This is a genomic window from Paenibacillus sp. MAEPY2 (assembly GCF_000499205.1).
In the GTDB taxonomy this organism is placed as follows: domain Bacteria; phylum Bacillota; class Bacilli; order Paenibacillales; family Paenibacillaceae; genus Paenibacillus; species Paenibacillus vandeheii.
This window is the reverse complement of sequence record NZ_AWUK01000012.1, coordinates 282,213-303,523: the sequence shown is the minus strand read 5'-3', so window position 1 is coordinate 303,523 and position 21,311 is coordinate 282,213. Positions and strand designations below refer to the sequence as shown.

The 21,311-nt window shown below is 43.2% G+C and carries 24 protein-coding genes; 3 read left to right on the top strand and 21 right to left on the bottom strand.

Annotation, left to right across the window (positions count from 1 at the left end):
* The 3 genes from P364_RS38195 to P364_RS0111935 form a co-directional block, all read right to left on the bottom strand.
* The coding region (locus tag P364_RS38195; RefSeq protein ID WP_029880940.1) for a hypothetical protein at nt 1-232 on the bottom strand (232 nt) is incomplete at its 3' end.
* Between the two features lie 58 nt (nt 233-290).
* Entirely contained in the window at nt 291-1,094 is an 804-nt protein-coding gene (locus P364_RS0111940; RefSeq protein ID WP_024630354.1) for a hypothetical protein, read from the bottom strand.
* Nucleotides 1,095-1,339: 245 nt separating this feature from the next.
* The gene (locus P364_RS0111935) at nt 1,340-1,966 is read right to left on the bottom strand and encodes a lysozyme inhibitor LprI family protein (RefSeq protein ID WP_024630353.1); all 627 of its coding nucleotides are present in this window, start codon (nt 1,964-1,966) and stop codon (nt 1,340-1,342) included.
* 296 nt (nt 1,967-2,262) lie between these two features.
* On the opposite strand from P364_RS0111935, the gene P364_RS0111930 reads away from it, so the two are divergent.
* Nucleotides 2,263-2,526, top strand: coding sequence for a hypothetical protein (locus P364_RS0111930; protein WP_024630352.1), 264 nt, complete (start codon nt 2,263-2,265; stop codon nt 2,524-2,526).
* A 562-nt stretch (nt 2,527-3,088) separates the two neighbouring features.
* On the opposite strand, the gene P364_RS0111920 is transcribed toward P364_RS0111930, so the two are convergent.
* From P364_RS0111920 to P364_RS0111865, 11 genes are all read right to left on the bottom strand, one after another.
* On the bottom strand, nt 3,089-3,631 hold the full coding sequence (locus P364_RS0111920; RefSeq protein WP_024630351.1) for a GrpB family protein: 543 nt from the start codon (nt 3,629-3,631) through the stop codon (nt 3,089-3,091).
* A gap of 243 nt (nt 3,632-3,874) precedes the next feature.
* Nucleotides 3,875-4,963 carry a DUF1648 domain-containing protein gene (locus P364_RS0111915; RefSeq protein WP_024630350.1) on the bottom strand — a complete coding sequence of 363 codons (1,089 nt, stop codon included), beginning with the start codon at nt 4,961-4,963 and terminating at the stop codon, nt 3,875-3,877.
* A 311-nt stretch (nt 4,964-5,274) separates the two neighbouring features.
* Nucleotides 5,275-6,123 (bottom strand): RCC1 domain-containing protein, encoded by an 849-nt coding sequence (locus P364_RS0111910; RefSeq protein ID WP_029880938.1) that lies wholly within the window; start codon nt 6,121-6,123, stop codon nt 5,275-5,277.
* Between the two features lie 372 nt (nt 6,124-6,495).
* A complete protein-coding gene (locus P364_RS0111905; RefSeq protein WP_024630349.1) occupies nt 6,496-7,410 on the bottom strand; it encodes a phosphotransferase in 915 nt (304 codons plus the stop codon).
* A gap of 355 nt (nt 7,411-7,765) precedes the next feature.
* Nucleotides 7,766-8,257 carry a hypothetical protein gene (locus P364_RS0111895; protein ID WP_029880937.1) on the bottom strand — a complete coding sequence of 164 codons (492 nt, stop codon included), beginning with the start codon at nt 8,255-8,257 and terminating at the stop codon, nt 7,766-7,768.
* A gap of 220 nt (nt 8,258-8,477) precedes the next feature.
* Nucleotides 8,478-9,575, bottom strand: coding sequence for a Gfo/Idh/MocA family protein (locus tag P364_RS0111890; protein WP_024630348.1), 1,098 nt, complete (start codon nt 9,573-9,575; stop codon nt 8,478-8,480).
* Nucleotides 9,576-9,673: 98 nt separating this feature from the next.
* Nucleotides 9,674-10,846 (bottom strand): Gfo/Idh/MocA family protein, encoded by a 1,173-nt coding sequence (locus P364_RS0111885; RefSeq protein ID WP_024630347.1) that lies wholly within the window; start codon nt 10,844-10,846, stop codon nt 9,674-9,676.
* Nucleotides 10,843-11,757, bottom strand: coding sequence for a sugar phosphate isomerase/epimerase family protein (locus tag P364_RS0111880; protein WP_024630346.1), 915 nt, complete (start codon nt 11,755-11,757; stop codon nt 10,843-10,845). Before P364_RS0111880 ends, P364_RS0111885 begins: the two co-directional genes overlap by 4 nt.
* Before the next feature lie 230 nt (nt 11,758-11,987).
* The gene (locus tag P364_RS0111875) at nt 11,988-12,485 is read right to left on the bottom strand and encodes a metallophosphoesterase family protein (RefSeq protein WP_024630345.1); all 498 of its coding nucleotides are present in this window, start codon (nt 12,483-12,485) and stop codon (nt 11,988-11,990) included.
* Nucleotides 12,486-12,521: 36 nt separating this feature from the next.
* Entirely contained in the window at nt 12,522-12,956 is a 435-nt protein-coding gene (locus tag P364_RS0111870) for an Rrf2 family transcriptional regulator (RefSeq protein WP_024630344.1), read from the bottom strand.
* A 62-nt stretch (nt 12,957-13,018) separates the two neighbouring features.
* Nucleotides 13,019-13,396, bottom strand: a complete 378-nt coding sequence (locus P364_RS0111865) for a DivIVA domain-containing protein (RefSeq protein WP_024630343.1) — start codon at nt 13,394-13,396, stop codon at nt 13,019-13,021.
* A gap of 206 nt (nt 13,397-13,602) precedes the next feature.
* Here P364_RS0111865 and P364_RS0111860 point away from each other — a divergent pair, with 206 nt between their 5' ends.
* On the top strand, nt 13,603-14,169 hold the full coding sequence (locus tag P364_RS0111860; RefSeq protein ID WP_024630342.1) for a TraR/DksA C4-type zinc finger protein: 567 nt from the start codon (nt 13,603-13,605) through the stop codon (nt 14,167-14,169).
* 158 nt (nt 14,170-14,327) lie between these two features.
* Here the strand turns inward: P364_RS0111860 and P364_RS0111855 are convergent, their stop codons facing one another.
* The 7 genes from P364_RS0111855 to P364_RS0111825 all read right to left on the bottom strand — a co-directional run bounded on the left by P364_RS0111855 (nt 14,328) and on the right by P364_RS0111825 (nt 20,739).
* Nucleotides 14,328-15,011 (bottom strand): ArsR/SmtB family transcription factor, encoded by a 684-nt coding sequence (locus tag P364_RS0111855; protein ID WP_024630341.1) that lies wholly within the window; start codon nt 15,009-15,011, stop codon nt 14,328-14,330.
* 110 nt (nt 15,012-15,121) lie between these two features.
* The gene (locus tag P364_RS0111850; RefSeq protein ID WP_024630340.1) at nt 15,122-16,408 is read right to left on the bottom strand and encodes an MFS transporter; all 1,287 of its coding nucleotides are present in this window, start codon (nt 16,406-16,408) and stop codon (nt 15,122-15,124) included.
* Nucleotides 16,409-16,623: 215 nt separating this feature from the next.
* The gene (locus P364_RS0111845; protein WP_024630339.1) at nt 16,624-16,899 is read right to left on the bottom strand and encodes a barstar family protein; all 276 of its coding nucleotides are present in this window, start codon (nt 16,897-16,899) and stop codon (nt 16,624-16,626) included.
* Between the two features lie 17 nt (nt 16,900-16,916).
* Entirely contained in the window at nt 16,917-17,357 is a 441-nt protein-coding gene (locus P364_RS0111840; protein ID WP_024630338.1) for a ribonuclease, read from the bottom strand.
* 301 nt (nt 17,358-17,658) lie between these two features.
* Nucleotides 17,659-18,666: a Gfo/Idh/MocA family protein gene (locus P364_RS0111835; protein WP_024630337.1), complete on the bottom strand. Its 1,008-nt coding sequence runs from the start codon at nt 18,664-18,666 to the stop codon at nt 17,659-17,661.
* Between the two features lie 2 nt (nt 18,667-18,668).
* Nucleotides 18,669-19,043, bottom strand: coding sequence for a helix-turn-helix transcriptional regulator (locus tag P364_RS0111830; protein ID WP_024630336.1), 375 nt, complete (start codon nt 19,041-19,043; stop codon nt 18,669-18,671).
* A gap of 550 nt (nt 19,044-19,593) precedes the next feature.
* On the bottom strand, nt 19,594-20,739 hold the full coding sequence (locus P364_RS0111825) for an acyltransferase (protein ID WP_024630335.1): 1,146 nt from the start codon (nt 20,737-20,739) through the stop codon (nt 19,594-19,596).
* 60 nt (nt 20,740-20,799) lie between these two features.
* Between P364_RS0111825 and P364_RS0111820 the strand changes: the two genes are divergently transcribed.
* On the top strand, nt 20,800-21,210 hold the full coding sequence (locus P364_RS0111820) for a YidH family protein (protein WP_029880936.1): 411 nt from the start codon (nt 20,800-20,802) through the stop codon (nt 21,208-21,210).
* Nucleotides 21,211-21,311: the final 101 nt, after the last annotated feature.

The window sequence follows — 21,311 nt, the reverse complement described above, 5'->3', positions numbered from 1 at the left end:
TTAAAAGAAGTATAGCTATCAATACAATTACAGAGATTATTCCTATATATTTATCTCTGCTCTTATAATCAATTGTTTTCGCGAATGATCCGTAAACTGTACCAATTACGACTCCAATAATTGCTGGCTCTGAGAATGGCACGCCGATCAAAAATAGAATTCCATACATGGTTGAGAGGAAGCTTATACTTGAAAGAAATATCATTATTTTATACTTCATTTCTGGTTTCATGATCTAGAACTTCACCACCTTTCAAACCATTCATCCTATTCCTATATCTGTACAGTCATTACCAATCTTCAAGTTCTGAAAGCAACACACCTTTTTTGGTAAGTTTAAGACTAATATTCCTTGTAAAACCTTCAATACTCTGAATTTGCTTATTGATAAATGAGAATTCAAATATCTTTGTAAAATCTCCATTCAAAGTAAAATGAACTTTACTTTCTTCTGGAACAAATATAAGCGAAAATTGGGTTGGATAATCCCCACTTTGCTGAGCAGTATTCTTAAGCAAGTTAAGGCCTGTTGCGATATTAAATGTTTCTTTGTTATGTGTAATGACTTCATAGGCCTTTATATATCTATCATTTCCTGGTCCTTCAAAAGTCTTATGTTCATTATCTAAATTGTCCGATACAGGAAAATTAGTTAGTACCATGAAGTCCCTATCGGAAGAGTTAATATCAATGTTCTTTCTTCCCGGTTCAACAATAAATGTCTTCCGATTTCTCCCGGCTATCAAACTGTGGACACTATGACTCGGGACATTAACAATTACGTTATGGGTTAAATATTCACTTAATTGAGATAACTCAATCCGTCCTGAAAGAATTTCATCAAACAATTTCATAATATGTACGCAATTCTTTCCACGTCTATATTTGCCTTCTTCAATTGGATCGACCATTAATAAGTTCATGAATGTACCACTACTATTCAAACCGAATGCTGGATAAAATTGTCCATCATCATTCTGAAGAACTAATAGTTGATCTTCACCAATCAAAACAATTTTGATTGGTCTTCGAGAAATGTCGAAGTTCATACCAATAAATGTCTTGTCTAAATGAACAGCGAAACTAGTACACATTGAGGTAATCTCCTTTATTGATTATTCTTTTTTCGTCGTTCCGAAACATATAACGTTCTTGTATAACGAAACGAGCCAGCCTTAGATAGCTCTTATCTTAAGCTGGCTCGTTTGTTGTCTGAGTGTTCTTCCATGATTATACATCTGATAACCAAGGGGTGGTAGCCCCGCAACATGAATACATTGTTATGCGCCGTTACTGTCTTCAAAGCATCACCTAAAAATCTTTGATCAAGATTCCAACTCTATTTTTTACTTTGGTATAAAAACTCAACTTCACCATCTAGCAAATATCGATATTCAAATAATTGCATTGTTCTTTCCCTAATTCTCTCCCGTATAACCGTGACTAAGCTTACTGATCCTTTTGATCCAAGGTAACCATTATAAATAAACGTCTTCTCTACAAATTTTGTTTCTTTTAAGTGATACTGTAACCATTCTTTCTGCGATTCAATTAGTGCTTCTCTTGGTTCTCTATCCAACTTAGAAAGAAGCTTTTTATATATTTGATTCAATTCTTTATCCCAAATCTCTGTATATTTGCTCTCCAACGCCCCCCATCCCAATGTTGTAATAATCTCTTTGGAATTTTGAAATTCATTAAATTCCACTTCATAATCATGATCTATAGGATTTCGAAGCATTTCATCATAAAATTCTCCTTTCAAATCAAGGTTCCCAATGCTCATGGATAACACTTCATTGTTAGAAGCATCTGATCGACCTTCAGTTATTTCTTTCGGTTCTGTTCCATTACCTGTACTCACTACATCAGGAGGCAGTTCAGAATTTATTATTGATTTAGTTTCGCTTTGACAAGATGAAAACATTATCGTAATAAAAAATAATACGAGTATCTTACCTTTCATAATTATCTCCTTAAATATTATCTTTAATATTTACCGGTAATGGCGCATAACGTTTTATGTGTTCCTGAACCCGAGAGGCTTAAAAGAGGCTTAGTGACTGGGTGGCACCGCCACTTAGCATCGCAGGGTTGTCTGCCTGATTATCCTCATTGAAGATCCTCTCCAGATCTTGGAGCGAACGCGACGCAGTAGGAAAACGTTGTTATACGCTGGTTCGTTCTCCTTCGAAATCACTATCATTGAATGTTTCAAAATGGGATTGTACAATGAAAATATAAGTCCTTTCGGAGGTGTTCATGTATGAAATGGAGTCCATCCGTGAAATCTACCCTAATCGTTGGGTTCTAGTTGAAGCTCTTGCCACTCAATCAACTAACCATATAAGAACGATTGAAGAAATGTCAGTTGTTTCTGATTATGACGACCCTAAGCGTGCTTGGGCCTCCTATAAGAAACTTCATTTGTCAGAACCAACTAGAGAACTCTATGTCTTTTACACCGGAAATGAATTTATTGAAGTCATCGAGCAATCCTTTACCGGGATTAGAGGCCATCGATGAAAATCCATCTTGTAAATGGTTTGCCTTTGTTACTCTTCCTCTATCTTACAAGAATAAATCAACTCTTCTGAATAATCTCCTTCTGGATACCGGATGCTCCACAACTATTTTTGATACTGATCTTGTAGAACCAATTGGCATAGATATAGACTTTATCAACGGAAATCGGTAAGGATGTATGGAGTAGGGGGTTCAAGTGAATTATGTTATCAGCAGATTGTCTCAGATCTCTCTATTGATAGCATTGTGCTTAAAGATTTTACTATCCAACTAGGACTTACCAAAGAACCATATGGCTTCGATGCAATATTAGGTGTCGATTTTCTTTACAAATATGGTTTAAAAATAGACTTTGAGAAATTAGTTATTTCATAAAGGTTTCACAAACTTGCGTATCACGAACCCGAGAGGCTTAAAGGAGCATCAGCTGCTGGGTCGAAGACTTAGTTTCATAGGATTGTCTGCCTGATACGACTTCCTCGAAATACCTCTGGCAAACCAAGGAGCGTTAGCCCGTTCGGTGAATACAATGTTATCCGATGTCTTCGTTCCCTTGACCTACCTACAAAGTCTTTCCACATTCATTAAGTACTTTATTTACAAATTCGGTCTTCCCATCCGTATAAGACTGGCGATTTTCTCTATACCTAATAACCAGTTCTTTCTTTAGATTGGCATATTCGACTACAAATTCGGGATTGCTAATTAATGCATCTCTGAAGGATATATGTCTTAATAACTCTTTGCTCTCTTTATTACAAACATATAAATGATGTTCAGGTTTCTGTATTTTTACAATACTATAGGGAACATTTGCATCTTTTCTTGCAAAAGCTTCTCTGTTCTCAACACCCAAATTCCCTTCATGATAGTAACCTAAACTTTCTAATCCTTGAGTTACATCTGGAAGCAAGTCCATAGAATCAATTACTACATCAATATCTAAAATAGGTTTTGCCGCTAGTCCAGGTACTGCTGTACTACCAACGTGCTCGATTCTAAGTAGTAGATCCCCGAGTCTATGTTCTATTATGGATTTCAGATCAGAAAACATTTCAGGCCATTCATTGTTGTAATCTTCAATAATTATTGTTTTTTTACTCATTCTTGAGATGCCCCCAGAAAAAAAATAAAGTATTTATGAAGATTTCTGATAACGTTCCTGTATTCACGACGCGAGCCGACCATAGATAGCTCTTATCTTAGGTCGACTCGTGTGTCGTCCGCGAGTTATCTCCTATGATTATTCATCGGGACGACCAAGGGGCGTAGAGCGACAGTATTTAATATTGAATGTGATTTGTAGTTATACGAGCAGGGAGATTACTGATGCTTTTAATGATACTGTTTACCGCACCACAACTAACAGTACAATAATTCCGAGCCAAATCAACCAAGTTACTGGGTGACCAAAATTTAATCCCCAGCCGACTCCGAACCTTTTCTCGACGATTAGGTTTGGATCTTTGCGATTAAAATAAATCATACCTAATAGCCATTTATCATCATCATGGACAGGTCTGGCATTGGAGTGATCAGCAGATCGCTCCAAGCGGCTTCCGCCCTGACCAGCCCAGAACGATAAGGCGAAAGCGTATAGGATGATAAAGGCTATTATGATTAGGATAATGGGGATAGCGAAATTGATGTTAAGCAGAGATATCATGTTTAGTTGCACGACGGAAAACAGGATAACTATTAAGAAGCTTGCTGTAATCATAAAAATTGACCAAGTACGGCGGAATGTTACGTCTTGTCTGATGGAACGGTTAGGATCAGTGGGTTGAACCTGATGCTTCACTCTGCGAATACTCCAGTTCTCAAATATGAACAAAAGTGTTATGAACACTTGCATTATCGTAGGCATAAACACAGAACTATAAGATTTAGCTGCATAGCGGTCTACGTTCCAACTGCTGTTGAAATGGATCGGAATCTGATCAGGGATCAGACCGTAGTTGCGTAGCACAGTTACAATACTAACAACAATAATTAAAACATGAATGAGGAACCAATGACTAGACAAGCCAATGTTTCTTTTCCGAAATCCAGTGTCCACTGCCATGACCGATGGTTCCGGAGCAATAGGCAGCATAGGTAGTAACCTTTTCATTTTGAAATGATAGCTAATGTTTATGACTAGGGAGATTACGACCATGACGAGTGAATAAGTGACAATGATCCAACTTTGTTGCTTGGAATGCTCATCACCGTATATTAGGCAGATGATACAAACGATGAATAGGATGGTATGCAAGGCAGCACTAATCCTAGCATATGACTTCCGCATCTGGCGCAGAGGCTCACTGTGGAATTGTACAGGACTGACGGTGACCCCAAAACTAATCGTCTCTCTTGTTAAATAAGGCATGTTTACCATGAGTACAATGGTAGGTACAAATACAAAGACCATTACTATAATAGGCATTATCGTCATATCATTCGCCTCCTCCTATACATAAGTGTGTATTTGAAAACCCTACCTCCAAAGTATTTTTATTTTTTTATTATTTCTTTGCGGCTATTACATATAACGTTCCTGTATTCACGACGTTCCAGCGCCTTAAGGACCATAGGTCCGGCTGCCGCTTGCGGCAGTTAAGCGGTGTGATGCGTCCGGTGAATCTGCTTCTCCGAAATGCCTCTTTCGGACCAAGGATCGGCTTGCCGTTCCGCAGCGTTGAATACGATGTTATATGATTTCAGGGGCATCCTTGAAGATTCTTACAATGCTTAATTTCCAGGAATTTAAATACAACCCCAGTCATCTACATTACATTGACCATATTCATTATCACCCACTGAAACTACCGTGCCATCTGATTTAAGTCCGAGAGTATGAGCACATCCCGCTGCTACTGACACAATGTCATGCCAGTCATGCACATTGCACTGGCCGTGTTTATTCAAACCCACAGCCGCCACTGTTCCATCAGATTTGAGCCCGATAGTGTGATAACTCCCCACCGCTACAGCCACTATATCGCGCCAATCGCTTACCTTACATTGGTTATGCTTATTCGTCCCCGCAGCTACCATCGTACCATCTGATTTAAGTCCGACGGTATGAAGGTAACCGGCAGCTAAAGCTATAATATCGAACCATCCGTTTACATTACATTGAGAGTTCCGATTATTGCCCACAGCCATCAACGTTCCATCACATTTAAGACCAACAGTATGCCAGTCACCAGCAGTTATTGCCACCATATCACTCCAGCCACCTACATTGCACTGTCCTTCAGTATTTCTACCCACAGCCACCACAGAGCCATCTGATCTAAGTCCGACGGTACGACTCCACCCTGCTGCTACTGCTTGAATATCTCGCCAATCATTTACATCACATTGATGATGCTTATTCCAGCCTACAGCCTCTACTGTACCATCAGATTTAAGACCGATTGTATGAGAATTACCTGTGTTCGTCGCCATGTGGACGTTACCAGCCGCCACTGATACAATATCACTCCAACCATTTATATTGCACTGGCCACATTTATTATCACCTACAGCCATAACCGTTCCGTCAGATTTAACTGCAACGGTATGCCGTCTCCCCCCAGCTATAGTTACTTTCGGTGAATAGATTTTCATGTTGACCCCCTTTGTAAACAATTACTAACCAACTTATCTAATGGAGAAGAAATTAGAACTTCCTGTCTAACTCCTTTATATGGGTATTTCCCTGATTTCATATAACGTTCTTGCATTCACGACGTCCCACCGACTTAAGGCAACTTGCTGCCGGCCGCGATGCGGTTAGTCGGTGCGGATGTGTCCCGACAATCATTTACTCTCCCCTACTTCCGGGACCAAGGGCCGTTAGGCCCGATGCGTGAATGCGATGTTATCTAATGGAATGCCCCACTTCTTCGAATTACAGACAAGACGTCGAACCTCGTTATATTTTCAGAGATATTTATTAATCGAATCAACAATCGTTTTCTTTTTACGGAATGACAAATCTTAATCAGCGAGAGCACGTTTTATGTTCGCCTTTGCTTCATCAATTAAACTCATGTCATTATGATCAATTGCCTGTAGCATGATTAAAATGGGGATATATATGGCAATCAATCGAGCTAAGATCTTCGTTTCTTCATCAACTTCCCCATATACTTTGAAAAAGTTTGAACGCGCATCCGGTGGTAAAAAGCTATACACAACATTCAGGTCACAAGCAGGATGACCTATGTTGATATCTCCCCAGTCGATAATTCCTGAAATGATTCCACTCTCATTTACCAACATATTTTTGAAATGAAGGTCGCCATGAAGGAATGTATACTTTTGCTTCACTTTTTTAGTTTTAAGCTGTTCGATATAATTCGATAAAGCACGATACTCCTCATCACATAGATGTAGTGCAATATCGGAAAGGAATTTATGCATCTTTTCTTTGCGCATCGCAAGATCAGTCAGATTTCTATGATCATGTTGAACTCCATTTTCCTGGGCAATTTGCACGGGGAATGCATGTAAGCTTTTTAGAAATACCGCAAGCGTATTTGCTGAAAGCGCACGCTGCTTGTCAGTTAATCCGATTGGAAATTCTCCGGATAAATAGGAGTAGCCTAAGAAGGGTGCTGGATAACCATAATCCCCTACCCCAAAAAGTAACGGGATCGAATAGGCAATGGAACAATAGTCTTTAAGCTTAGGCAATATCTTTCCTTCCATCCTTAAAGAATGAATTGCAACTTCTCTTCTTGGAAATCGAAATACATATTCGGTCCCGACAAGATACACCGTGTTATCCCAGCCGTATCCCAGTTTTCGCACGCTCTTTGAAGCTAATTGTGGGAACTGAGTGCTTATTAATTTATGCGCTAATTCTTCTGATACTTCCCATTCTGCATCCCATTGATTTGAACTGCCCATATTCCTCAATCCACTCCTCCCTGGTAAAATAGAATTCCACCTTCCTGACCTTGAACTATGCTCCCTATCATACCATCGATACATTTGCTATTTTCCTGCCCGATATTTGTTTTCATAATCATCAACATTAATATAATTCATCAAGCAACAGGGGATTGGGAATGTGGCTCTTTCAATTGTTTTGAGGCATTATTTCATATAACGTTCCTGTATTCATGAACCCCAAAGGGATTGTCTGCTAAAATGCCTCCTTGAAATCCATCTAGCAGACCAAGGTTCCTACGGAGCCGCAGCGTGAATATTATGTTATCTGCTGTTACTGCTTCTTAGAATTTAACTCTGAATTATTACTTTTCTACTTGCTTGTTTGTGATAATTCTTCAATGTGTTTTTTAATGATTTCTCCCCCTTCATTTGAATTTAAAAACTCTTTAATCTCGTTCTGCTTTTTCTCCTGACTCATTATTAAAATAGATTCTTTTCTTTCGGTTTTAAAACCAATTAACGTTATTGCTATACCTAAACTAATTAATGTAACTGCATCACCAAAAGTATTCACTTGCTTAACAGATAGATCTATTTTTATATTTGGTAAAACAATAATAGCTAGTACAGCACAACTAAGAAACAAAGAACGTAGAGTCATAAGAAATTTACTCGATCTTAACTTCTTATTTGCTATTATTCTTTCAATCGCAAATTCAATAAGATCGCATAGAATAAGAAAAAATGCTGCTATAGATATATATAGCAACCACTTTCCGGTAATATTAATAAAAGGTGTGAGTCTCAATATAGCTAAAAGAACAAATCCAATTCCAGCAACTTTAGTGAAGGTTGCGGTCAAAGCTTATCACTCCCCTATATATTTTAAGTTATTAGTAATTGCAGATAACATTTAATGTATGTACTTCGTAAACACCACATATTCAGCTCAGTTTCTGAACTACTTTCATAATAAACCATATTGTTCCATTTGCGAAGGTACCACAACAAACAAAAGAGCAGCCTATACACCTGGCTGCTCTCTCCTTACATAATCTAATTACTATTTTAAATAAAACCGTTTACTTCGCACCACTACTCCATACCACTCTCTCACTCATTGCCTTATGCTGCGCAATCAAGCAGAGTTCTGCGGCCTTAAACGCGTGTTCCTGTGTCATCGCATTCTCTGTTCGATCGAGACAATCCCGGATCAGTTCACCGAAGAACGGATAACCGACCTGTCCTTTGACACTATAGCGATACTCCCCTTCGTGGTTAACCAGGTACACCTGATCGCCTTCAGGCTCCCTAGCCACGTCGATATACTTACGCAGCTCAATGTATCCGTCTGTGCCCAAAATAACTGTTCGCCCATCGCCCCATGTGCCCAGGCCATCCGGTGTAAACCAGTCCACCCTGAAGTAACCGGAAGCACCATTGTTACCGATAAGAGAAGCTTCTCCAAAGTCCTCCAGTTCAGGGAATTGCGGATGATTGAAGTTATGCACCCTACTGAAGCCTACCTCTGCATCCGTACAAGAAGCAAAGGTCAGGAACTGCTCGATCTGATGACTTCCAATATCACAGAGGATGCCGCCATACTTTTCATGCTTGAAGAACCATTCAGGCCGACCACCCGCGTTCAATCGGTGTGGCCCCGTCCCCATAACCTGAACAACCTTGCCGATGGCTCCCTGTTCGATCAGTTGTCCGGCATAGATTGCACTTTCCACGTGCAGACGTTCACTGTAATAGACCATATATTTCTTCCCAGTGCGTTTAACCTCTTCACGCGCAAGGGACAGTTGCTCCAATGTAGTAAAAGGGGCTTTGTCTGTAAAATAATCTTTACCTGCGGCCATCACTCTCATGCCAAGTGGCGCACGCTCCGACGTAATGGCTGCTCCAGCTACGAGCTCTACTTCATCGTCAGCAAGTACATCCGCTTCAGATGCGGCGATCTGTGCCTGCGGGAACTGTTTCCGAAAAGCCTCGATTTTAGCTGGGTCAGGATCATATACCCATTTGAGCGTTGCCCCAGCCTCCACCAGCCCGCCAACCATACCATAGATATGTCCATGGTCCAACGCCACAGCAGCAATGGTAAACTCACCTGGACCACATACGACCTCTTTTTTCAGACTCTTTGGAGCATAGAACATTCCGTCTTTTGCCATGTCTTCTTCATCCTTCCCCTATAGGCATTTGAATTTGTATTTTATATTACGTATTGAAAATCAGTCTCTGGATTCTGCGTGCATTTCACAAATTAACATTACTTAAATGTCTGTGACAGATCAGCAGGCTGATTGCTGTTTCCTGCCTTGTCTTTCTTTGTATTTGAACTGGCAATCCGCTGCTGCAAATGCTCATAGAACAAATCCTCATCGATCGGCAAATCCACCCAGTTATCGGTCCAGGTCGACAGCAGCATCGCATTGGACAAAGTTAAGCCATGGATACCCTCTTCCCCAGGAGCGATGAGCGGGGTTCCATTTCGAATTGCATCGATCCAGTTACGAATCAGTCCAGGATGTCCGGTTTCTACACCGCTAATCGGCACCTCGCATTTCCAGCATTCCGGCTGTCCAAATCCTCCGGTAAACCTTTGATTGAATTCAGGCTCGGGTTCACGAAGACGCCAGAAGGTCAATTGACCATCTTCAATGACAATTTTACCGCGATCCCCATTAACTTCGAATCGGTTGGTGCCCGGTGCTTCACCCGTCGTGGTCACGAATACACCTGTTGCTCCATTTTCATACTCGACATATGCCGTTACATCATCTTCCACTTCAATGTTCCGGTATTTGCCGAATAAACAGAAGGCACGCATACGAACCGGCATCATGCCAATGGTCCATTGCCACAGATCCAGTTGATGAGGGTCCTGATTGATCAGGACACCGCCCCCTTCACCAGCCCAGGTTGCACGCCAGCCGCCTGAATCATAATAACTTTGGGACCGATACCAATTCGTAATAATCCAGTTGGTGCGCCGTACCTCACCCAGTTCCCCTGAGGCAATCAGATCCCTTAGCTTGATATATAAAGGATTGGTTCGCTGGTTGTACATCATGGAAAACACTTTGCCGCTGGCAGCAGCCGCTTCATTCATCTTGCGTACCTGTTTGGTGTATACTCCGGCAGGCTTCTCAATCATGACATGCAGGCCATACTGAAAAGCCTGAATGGCCTTTTCGGGATGGTCATAATGCGGGGTTGCTATAATGACCGCATCAATCGTCCCCGATGACATCATCTGCTCCGCATCCTGCCAATAGGTGACTGAAGCCGGAAGGTTGCTGGATACCCAGCTCTCCATTTCTTGTCTCACATCACACACAGCCACCAGTTCTGCACCAGGTACTTCTCCTGCTACCAACGTTCTGGCATGGGCTGCACCCATATTTCCGATTCCAATGACGGCTACTCGAACCAAACTCATACCTGTACCTCCTCGTCCACACGACGTTCAATTTCGGCAAAAACATCTGCAAAGTGCTGTAACATTGCTTTCGATTCCAAGACTCCGCTAAAATCCTCAATGCCATAATACCCGTCATATCCAACGGATTTCAGGTCACGGAATACCTGCAACCAGTTCACCACCCCTTCGGTCAAGGGGGTCCACTGGCAATGCCAGGATGAAGCTATCGAAATTTCTGTATTCTGTTCATTTACACTGGAATTTGAATTCATGTTCGATACATCCTTGAACCAGCCCGCATTCTTCACATGCACATGCGCCAGATAAGGTCCCAGCAATTCCAGTCCCATACGATGGTTCTCATACCCTTCATGCACCATATTGCCAGGATCGTACAAAACGCCTACATGCTGTGAGTCCAGCGATTGCACAAGCCGATAAGCCAGTGATGCAGTGGGTGCAATCGTTTGATGATGAGTTTCCACGACAGCCTTAACCTTATACTGTTGAGCCATTTCTTGAACTTCACTCAGATATTGCACAGCTTGTTTGTACAATTCAGGATAACTGGTTTTGCGATCATAGCCGGGAACCCCGACACGCATTGTGGATGCTCCCAAGGCTTGAGCGGTTTGAAACGCCTGCTCTGTAGCAAGCAGATCCCCACAACTCAGATACGGCACCAATGCAATCGATTGTCTGCCATGCTTTTTTGCCGCTTCACGGAATACAGGTACCTGTTCCTCCCACTGGTCCGGATCGATCGAGCAACGATTATGTCTCCAATAGGAGGGTTCTTCGGACAAAGCGTCTGCCGGTATTCCGCGATATCTCCATTCGATTCCTTCGATGCCAGCTGCGGCTGCAGCTGAAGCCAATTCATCTGCCGTCAAGTCCGGTGTCGCTACAGTGAATACAGACAATTTCATCAACATTCATCTCCTTATGTAAACGTATTCAATTCAAGGTTATAAACGCATTGTATCATTCATACGAATGCCTCCATAGGGGGCAACGCGAAGAGATGAATGACAGATAAACAGCAGACCATATTCCCCATTCAGAGATAACTTGCAGATATCCTTTTGAACACACACATAACAAAAAGCACCCCGAATATCAGAAGATCCTTCTGATTCGAGATGCCTTGTTTCAACTTCTATTTTTTATCAAAAAAAACATGTTCCGCCTGCAATTTCCCCAACTCTGTCGTCAGGATACCAAAAGAATACTGGGGCTGGCGCCGCCGATCCGTAGGAGAACCTGGATTAAAGATCAATACATCATTGACCGTATGCATCACCGGAATGTGTGAGTGTCCAAAAGTCACAGCATCCACTTGCTGCCCTGCAAAGGTATGAATCGCATTCTGCTCGGTAGACTTTGCTCCCAGATGTCCATGTACCAGACCAAGACGCAAACCGTCCGCCTCAACGATGCGGGAGAACCCGAGTTTTTGACCTATTTCAGGCGGGTCCGTATTGCCTGCAACACCTTCAACGGGTGCATAAGTGCTGAGCAGCTTGTATACATCCCAGTCCGACCAGTCACCAGCATGCAGAATCAGATCGGCATTTGCCAGCGCCTCAAGCAGGGGTTCGGGTAACGTACGTGCTTTTCGAGGTAAATGAGTGTCCGAGATGACAATAATGTTCATAGTACAGCACACCTTCCCTTTCCCTTACATTACGCTTTATTCAACATGTGTTGGAAGAACTTCCATCTGGGAACAGGAACGCTCCATATCTTCAAGGGTAATGGATGCGAAGAATTGTTCCACTTTAGCTTCGGCAACCTGGTACAGATTGGTCAGAAGGCTATCAATACGAAGGCCGACATCGCAATTTGGATTGCAGTTACCGTGAATCGGAAACAATGGGCCTTCATCCTTGGCAGCCTGATAGATCATAGCTAATGTGATTTCGCTTGAAGGCTTGGCGAGATAGAATCCTCTTGTTCCCGGTGAGGAGTCTACCAGTCCTGCCTTTTTGAGCCCGCCCAGAATACGTCTGACCACAACAGGGTTGGTATTCACGCTACCTGCAATCAGTGCCGAAGTGATTCGTTCAGGCGCGCTGAAAGACAACAACAACAAACAATGCACACTGACCGAAAAATGAGTACTCATGATTAACCACCTTTTAGTTGAGCATTAAAATGCTGATTTTATATCATCCCGGATGTGCAGGTTTACTCGGAGAACAGGTCCTGTTCAGGGCGTGCCCTGATTTTTAATTGCCGAACGCTGTATTCCAGTTGTTTCACAATATCATCCAGTTGTTTGCGATCAATCTTCGTTGGATCTTCCACTGGCTTCGCAGATGACTTCAGATCCCGAATCGTTAACTGCTGCTCTTGCCACTTGTCCATCAGATCCGCTATATTGGCATAGAAACGTTCGTAATCTTTAATAACCAAATCAAGATAGGCATCCACCTCATCCGGATCATAACCACGAAGTTTATAATTGAATTGTTTTTCATGAATCGATAAAGCGTCGAGCTGCACGCCCAATTGTTTGAACAATTGTCTTTGTTTGTCCAATCTTCGTTTCATATGCTCATCCATATTGACAACCCTCCATTATCAAACGCGCCGCGGTATGCATCAAGTAGACCTTCGATACCGCCGCATTTTCTCTCTCTATTTTTTATAACACATTATCCGCCAGATATAAAATCCAACGCCCCTCTTTCCACACGAAACTGATTGCTTCTTATGAAATTCGGGTAAGGACTGACTACAACCCCATTGCGGGAAAGGAGCATGTCCTTATGAGTACATTAACCAAAGATCAACTTCAACAGCTGAAAAACGCTCTTTTGGAACAACGTGAAAACCTACAGCGCCATTTTGAATCCAGCATGGAAGACGGTGCTCCAGCCGAATCCCTGAAAGATTCAACAGGCGAGCTGTCATCATACGATAATCACCCGGCGGATGCCGGTACAGAGACGTTTGAGCGAAGCCGTGACTTGGCGATCGATGATACGTTAACCGACGAGTTCAATCAGGTTAATGAAGCCTTGGAGCGAATTGAACAAGGAACGTATGGCTCATGTGTGACCTGTGGTAAGGATATTCCCTTTGAACGACTTGAAGCGATCCCTTACACAGCCTACTGTATCGATGATACGCCTAACCGCGAGTTAAGCAACGAACGGCCTGTTGAAGAGGAAGTTATGACGATGCCGCCGAGTGGTGCCGGAGAAGTAAGACAGCGCAATGCTGGCAAGTTCGATAACGCTGACGCCTGGGAAGCCGTCGAGGAATATGGCACATCGAACTCTCCCGCAACAGCAGCCAAACGTGACGTAAAAGACTATGATGAAAACATGTAGTTTATGAACGAATTAAAGTCGTTTACGCAAAAATAGATACATGTGTTCCATCATGCCAAATTGCGCATGAAAAAGCCGCCAATGGCGGCTTTTTTCTTGGTCCAGCATATCATCTTTATACAGTTAAAACGTCAATATAGCGATGAAATATGCTCCGGTTACTCTTCCGACTGACCACCAGACGAGGATTCATCCCGCTTTTTAGCAGTTCTTAACGTTTTGGCAGCAGACTTGCCCTTATCGGATGAAGCCTTCTTTTTCAATTTCCCATCGGTTTCCGAAGCTGGCTTACTCACCGTATCTTTCGATAGGGAACTGAATAAATAAAAGACCTCCTGGTCCGCATTATGCCTGCCTTTCGTTAAATAGGGTTCACATATCTTCGTAATATCGTTGTACAGCTGCTCTACTTCTTCCCGGCTAGCATACAACGTCATATCCGAGATGAACATGCGGTCCCCGTTTTCCGCCTGATTCATAAATCGCCGACGGCTCTGCTCATACATTTCATTTAACAATTTGAAGGTTTCGGAGCGAAATACCTCCTTCAAAGGTGAATTCTCTTCATCTTCGTTACGAAGCTGGATTTCTCCCTTGAAGGGATCGTAATATTTGGCAATAATTCCATTAATTTCACGAGTGGATACGATGGTGAGCAGACCGATTTTCTCCAGTTTTTTCACATGATAATGTACCTTGGCTGGTACTTCGCCCATCTGGTCCGCGATCTCTTTGACCGTAGAGGGTCTGCCCTGTCTATTAAACATATTCATGATCTGTATCCGATACGGATCGGAGTAGACCTTGATTTCTTCAATTGTTGAAAGTACTTTGCGCTGCATACCTGTATCCTCATTTCCGGGGTACCTGTTGCCCATCATGTGTATATTATACCGTCCGAACAGGGTTTCGGTCAAAACAGGCTGGAGATCACAAAATTCAGGAAGCCATATTATAGAACGGTACGAAAAGTCTTGCTCAAAAGCACTAAAGCAGCTGACATGGCAAGCAAAACTCCAAAGACGATAAACAGAATCGGTAATGCTACCCAATCTGCAAGAGCTCCTGAAATCAAGCTCCCTAGTGGAGCAACACTCACGACGAGCATACTTTGAAGGGCATATACCCTGCCAAGCATCTCGGAAGGCGTAACTTCCATGAGATAGGACGCAAGGGGTGTCGTGGCGAGCGGAATTCCCATGCCCATCATCAGACAAAAGAAAGCAGCAACAGGCAGCTGATAGGACGTCATGTAAGCGGGGAGTGCAGTCATGGCATAACTGAGCCCCAACATGACAATCCCGACAATGACCAGCACACTTTTACGGTAATTTGACCCTCTGTGAGACAGCCATAAGCCGCTAAGCACCATGCCTCCCACAATCAGCCCACTGAGCAGACTTAATCCTCCCGCTCCGGCGTGCAACGTTTCAATGACATATGGCGTGCGAAGAACATTGAATGGCATCAGACAGAAGTTAACAAAGGCAAACAGAATCGAGACGATCAGCAATAACACATGTTTACGCATAAAATGAAAGGCTTCCGTCATTTCAGAGAATATGCTTTTTCGTGCTGGAGGAGAATCAGATGAATTGAATAATTTATTTTCATTGTTAGATGATGTTGAAGCTTTCGGGTAACCCACACGGCTCATCAGAAGTGCACTCAAGGCAAACAAAACAGCATCAATCAAAATCGTCCACGTGATCCCTGCCGCTGCAATTAACGTACCCGCCACTGCAAGCCCTGCGAGTTCAGCAACCCGGGTTGCAGATGAGGCCATGGCATTACCGGACAGCAGCATTGATTTGGGAAGCAATCGCGGTACGCTGGATACCTCGGCTGGTGACGCGAAACACTCCAGAAGGGAATTCAGAATGGTGATGACGAACAGATGCCAGACTTGAAGCTCACCCAGACCGAACAAAAGGGCTGTAATGCCAACAAATAATCCTCGACCCGTATTCGTCAGTACAATCACCTTTTTGGGCGACATGCGATCCACCAGCGCGCCGACAAATAGCCCCAGAAAGATACTCGGCAAAAAATTGACAGCCAGCAGTGTTCCCATCAGCAGCTTTGAACCTGTGAGAATGTACACCATCCAGCTATAGGCAATGGAATCAATCGAATCCCCAAATCTGGAAACAATCTTGCTCAGCATAAATTGCATATAAGGCCTGATCCGAATTAATTCCCCGATCCCCTGCTTTTGTGCGACTGTACCTTCACTCATGATTACTCCGCCCTTCAACGTGAAAATATTTTTAATGTTAATTTTATTTTAACGTATGATATGCGAAAATCAACCCTTTCGTGAAAATATTTTTAACGATGAGTTTATGCCTTCTTTTTTTACGGTTACTTAACGAGTCATTTCCACAAAATACAAAAAAACAGACCCCAGGGTCTGTTCACTTTGTACTCAAATTTGCAACTATGATCCATATACTAGTCCTCAGTCTTCAATTGGAATCCAATACCCTCTTCTTCCGCCTCAAACATCAGCTGATATACCTTCTCTGCCTCATTCCCCAGTCTTTCCTTGCTAATCTGGTAGTTTGTCCAGGTTAATTCAAGCGGCAGCTCAATCATGCCTGTAAGGCAGTCCCACAAGGCGTCGAGATTCGCACCGTAAAAGTCTGGCAGTTCGAGCTTTTGCTTCAATAGCTCATGCAGCTCTGCCGTGCTGGAAAATTCCTCACCGTTCAGTATGACCCTCTTCATGTCTGTGTTGTCCTTCCTTATTTCAAGCGAGTAAAGGATGCATAGTGGTCTGTCGTTTTGTAGATCAAGCCATCATTGGAATATAGAATGCGGTCAGAATTACGAAAGCCGGAAGTATAGTTGATATCCGCTTCACGCCAAGTTCGTCCACTTGCTGCTGGAAGCAAGCCTTCCCGGTTGCTGAACACGTCTCCACCGATACTTTTCCCTGGAGCAACCGTAGCGAGATTACCTTGGGACGATACCCAACCCAGTGCCGTTGCCTGCGCCTTGGTAATGTAGTTGCATGGCAGTTTGCCGTTGGCGCTCAGATAGTTGGCCACACCAGTGAACGTTTTGATGATGGTACATGTTGCAGCAGAAGCCTTCTGCTGCCCAACCGGAGTGATCTGTGAACCCGTGAAGAAGACAATCGTTAACATAACTGCGAGCAGAGCTGTGGACAAAAACTTTTTCATAAATTCAGCCTCCCAATGATTAAAATGGATGAACGTTGCCACTATGTAATTGATATGAGATGTGAAATCTATCAGGATGTGCGTTCTGCTAGATTATAGTGAACAATCCATCTATTTACTATTTATATCACATCATTTTGGAGGAAATATCAAATTTAAAGTTTATTTTTGTAAATATACATAAATATGACATTAAGATACAGCAAAAAGACTCACATCCCGGAGGATGGAGTCTACTATTTCGATCATGTTTATCATTTTCTATCACGTTCTATCACGCGATATCATGTTAGTTCCAGCTTTAATCAATCAATTGCACCCGTTGACGAGTTCGTGCCGATTCCAGACACGCATCAATGACACGCATATTCTGAATGGTATTTTGCGGACTGAACGGCAATGCTTCTCCTTCAAGAACCGCGGCTGCAAAGGTTTCCACCTGTAAAACATAAGAGTTGGATACCGATACACGTTCCTCACGGCTTACAGAATCTGTATGCACGATAATCTGTGGTGGAATATCACTGTTCTCCCAGCCGAACACCTTAGGCAGTTCAATCCGTCCATCGGTACCGAGAATCTCCATTTCAGCTCGGCCGGAGGCCCACATGCCGCAGTCAAAGGTTAACGCTACCGAATTCGGAAATTCCACCAGTCCCGACGCCATCATATCAACGCCATCATGCTCTGCCGAGAATAAAGCATGCACCGTTACGGCTTCCGGTTCCTGCCCCAGATACATGCGGGCTGCCGAGATTGGATATACGCCAAGATCAAATAATGATCCTCCGCCCATCTCACGTTTGAACCTAACATTGTCTTTGTCATCAGCGGTATTACAGGTGAAATTGCCATGGAGGGCTCTGACAGTACCAATCTCCCCGCTGGCTATAATCTCTTGCACACGTCTATGCTTGGGATGATATCGATACATGATCGCTTCTGCAAAAAGAACGCCATGCTGTTGGCATGCCTCAATCATTTCCGCTGCTTCATTCGCATTCAGGGCAGCCGGTTTCTCACATAATACATGCTTTCCAGCCTGAGCAGCCTTGATGGTCCACTCCTTGTGCATGTGGTTCGGCAGAGGAATATATACGGCTTCAATATCCGGGTCGGCAATAAGTTCTTCGTAGCTGCCATACGCTCTGGCAATGTCGAGTTCATTCGCAAGAGCTTCCGCCTTTTCCTTGCTGCGGCTGGCGATCGCCAGCACCTCACCACGTTCGGATTGCTGGATCGCCGGAATGACTGCATTTTTCGCGATTGTGGATGTACCGAGTACACCCCATTGTAGGTGTCTGTCCATGCTTATCTTCCTTTCGCTCCGTAATTATCCTCTTCTGCCTTGTGTAACATGCCGAGACAACGATCAAGATCGGCTTTGACCTGTTTTTTATATAATTCAGCTTTCTCCGCACCATCATCCGTGAAGTGATATAAAACGATTTCCTGAAAATCGACTTTGGGATCACTACCCTTCAGCTTCTTCGTACGATAAAAGACACCCTGTTGAACCAATTCATGCAGTGCCCGGTAAATCTCGCTCTGGGGTGGTACATAACCGTAGGCTTTGAATTCCTGCTTCATGGCCTCCAGCATTTCATAGCCGTATCCCCTGTGCTGCTCAACCATCGTAATCAGATACAGCTTAATAAATGCCCTCTGCGCAATCATAAAAGCCACGTTCATTCCCCTCCTGTCAGCTCTATATATCTAGTATTATAAAACTTATGTTCCCCTTCTGCCATCTTTATCCGTCTTTCTTCCTTTAATCCTTGGGCTTAGATGAGCAAGAAAGAGAATGAATGGATGTGCAGGAACGTAAGATAGAGCGAGATATTGGGTTTACTGTTATGAATTTTTCATGTAGTGAAATTTTAAAATTTATTTCGAAAGTTAACCTCTTGATCAAGGCGTCACTTTTTTCAGATTGTTGCCTTCGTTTTTGTTGACCTTCAACTCTCTTTTTTTGCAAATGGACGAGCATCTAGAACTTTTAGAGCACTTCGAGAATTTAGAGAAGTTGAGAACTTTTAGAGATTAGAAACTTAAAGAACTTAGAAAACTTAGAGAGCCTGAGAATTACGAGAAGTTATAGAGCTTAGAAACTTAAAGAACTTAAATGACTTCGCTAGGCTCGCAAGATCATATGTTGTAAGCACTGATCTTTGGATACGCATCGCTATAAGCTGTAAGCTGTTCTGAATTTTTCATATAATGATGTATTCACCTATTAATCAGGTCTGGACTTCGGTACGCTTCCCACAATCCACTTGCCCCAGCTTACGCGGAAGATAAGCCATGTGAGCACACTGGATAATGTAAGTGCCAGCAACCAGGTGATGATCATACGCACTACGGGGTTTAAACCCAGTGCCACATAAAACTGTTCATCCGGAATGTAGCTGAAGCGCAACAACAGCATGTGCATCAGGTAGCCCCCGTACGAAACCCCGCCAATCCACGCCAGCAATCGTGTTACTCGGTTATTGTGTAGCTTGCCAGCCAGCTGGTACATCACCATGATAGATGCAATGAGGAATAAGATCATATCCGGCCGGATGAGACTGACGGTATAGAACGTGATCTGTATACCTTCCGGCTTCTGGAACTCCTGCATTAACATATATATAAACCGAAGTCCAAGTATAATAAACACAGCCCAATATACCCAGCGTAAACGCTGAATCCACTCATTCCAGCGTTGGATCGATAGCCCGGCTGCCGCACCAAGCACAAAATAAAAAAAGAAATACAGGAAATTACGGTCTGCATAGGTTGTAAAGGCATCGGTCAGCACCGGAATATTCAGCCCTTCCATCAACTTGGCGATATTTCTCAATTGATCTGCGAGCACAAGGTACACCACACCGGAGACTAGAAGAGCTATGGTACGCCCCTTCGCCTCATATCGATTATAGACATAACGAATTGCTCGCAAAAACAGGGGAAACAACAGATAAAACTGAATCAGCATAATAATGTACCAAAAATGCGAGGACGTTTTGCCCGTAATTAATTTTAAGCCAAGGTCAGGGATATCCTGCCAACCAAAGCCGTTCCAGCCGCGAGGCGCGAGTGTGAAGTAGATCAGTGACCAGGTGATATAAGGAACGATTACATCGGTTAATCGCTTCTGCATGAACCGTCCATAGTGCAGCTTGTCTCCTGTGTTATAGAAGAGCACCATGCCTGTGATAAAAATAAACAGGGGTACCGCAAATTTGGACAGCATCAGCAGCATTGCGAGCAACACGCCGTCTTCCAGTCCCGCTTCCGGGACCAGGGAATAATGAGCAATGGAGTGCTGAAGGACGACTGCTGCAAAAGCAATTCCCCTCAGACTCTCAATTTCTGCAATTCGTTCTTTACGAGGCATAACAGACAGCCCCCTTTCTTGGTTTTGCTAAGAAAAAAACGTACAATAAAGCCATATATTATGAACGGGGTGATTCACATCTCAGACACAGACCAAGACATAACCACCATTGACTCCAAATATGTACAGCAGCATATGGCTAACGAACGAACCTTTTTGGCCTGGGTTCGAACCGGTATTGCCATGGTTGGGGTCGGCTTTCTTGCAGCCGGATTTGGCTTCAATTCAACAGCATATGATCGGATAGCCCATATCGCAGCAATCATCATCGGTATTACTTCCCTGGTCAGCGGTATTTTGATTATCCTATGCTCCGCCTCCGCTTACCACCGAAAACGCAATCAGATCAATTCACAGACGTTCCAGGCATCCACGGGATTGATTCGGTTCCTGACACTGATGTTGCTGGTGATTGGGCTGGCCCTGGCTGTATTACTGTATGTATTGTTATTCCCTGCCTGGCAGGATTAACACCTGCCCACTTGCTAATTCAGGCATGTACACAGGTACAAAAGCCGGCTTCCTCTAAGGAAACCGGCTGATGACCATTTGGTGATTCACATATGTCATTC

Coding starts and splice junctions, on each gene's coding strand:
- P364_RS0111940 (WP_024630354.1), bottom strand. CDS start 1,094: ATGTGTACTAGTTTCGCTGTTCATTTAGACAAGACATTTATTGGTATG.
- P364_RS0111935 (WP_024630353.1), bottom strand. CDS start 1,966: ATGAAAGGTAAGATACTCGTATTATTTTTTATTACGATAATGTTTTCA.
- P364_RS0111930 (WP_024630352.1), top strand. CDS start 2,263: ATGTATGAAATGGAGTCCATCCGTGAAATCTACCCTAATCGTTGGGTT.
- P364_RS0111920 (WP_024630351.1), bottom strand. CDS start 3,631: ATGAGTAAAAAAACAATAATTATTGAAGATTACAACAATGAATGGCCT.
- P364_RS0111915 (WP_024630350.1), bottom strand. CDS start 4,963: ATGACGATAATGCCTATTATAGTAATGGTCTTTGTATTTGTACCTACC.
- P364_RS0111910 (WP_029880938.1), bottom strand. CDS start 6,123: ATGAAAATCTATTCACCGAAAGTAACTATAGCTGGGGGGAGACGGCAT.
- P364_RS0111905 (WP_024630349.1), bottom strand. CDS start 7,410: ATGGGCAGTTCAAATCAATGGGATGCAGAATGGGAAGTATCAGAAGAA.
- P364_RS0111890 (WP_024630348.1), bottom strand. CDS start 9,575: ATGGCAAAAGACGGAATGTTCTATGCTCCAAAGAGTCTGAAAAAAGAG.
- P364_RS0111885 (WP_024630347.1), bottom strand. CDS start 10,846: ATGAGTTTGGTTCGAGTAGCCGTCATTGGAATCGGAAATATGGGTGCA.
- P364_RS0111880 (WP_024630346.1), bottom strand. CDS start 11,757: ATGAAATTGTCTGTATTCACTGTAGCGACACCGGACTTGACGGCAGAT.
- P364_RS0111875 (WP_024630345.1), bottom strand. CDS start 12,485: ATGAACATTATTGTCATCTCGGACACTCATTTACCTCGAAAAGCACGT.
- P364_RS0111870 (WP_024630344.1), bottom strand. CDS start 12,956: ATGAGTACTCATTTTTCGGTCAGTGTGCATTGTTTGTTGTTGTTGTCT.
- P364_RS0111865 (WP_024630343.1), bottom strand. CDS start 13,396: ATGGATGAGCATATGAAACGAAGATTGGACAAACAAAGACAATTGTTC.
- P364_RS0111860 (WP_024630342.1), top strand. CDS start 13,603: ATGAGTACATTAACCAAAGATCAACTTCAACAGCTGAAAAACGCTCTT.
- P364_RS0111855 (WP_024630341.1), bottom strand. CDS start 15,011: ATGCAGCGCAAAGTACTTTCAACAATTGAAGAAATCAAGGTCTACTCC.
- P364_RS0111850 (WP_024630340.1), bottom strand. CDS start 16,408: ATGAGTGAAGGTACAGTCGCACAAAAGCAGGGGATCGGGGAATTAATT.
- P364_RS0111845 (WP_024630339.1), bottom strand. CDS start 16,899: ATGAAGAGGGTCATACTGAACGGTGAGGAATTTTCCAGCACGGCAGAG.
- P364_RS0111840 (WP_024630338.1), bottom strand. CDS start 17,357: ATGAAAAAGTTTTTGTCCACAGCTCTGCTCGCAGTTATGTTAACGATT.
- P364_RS0111835 (WP_024630337.1), bottom strand. CDS start 18,666: ATGGACAGACACCTACAATGGGGTGTACTCGGTACATCCACAATCGCG.
- P364_RS0111825 (WP_024630335.1), bottom strand. CDS start 20,739: ATGCCTCGTAAAGAACGAATTGCAGAAATTGAGAGTCTGAGGGGAATT.
- P364_RS0111820 (WP_029880936.1), top strand. CDS start 20,800: ATGAACGGGGTGATTCACATCTCAGACACAGACCAAGACATAACCACC.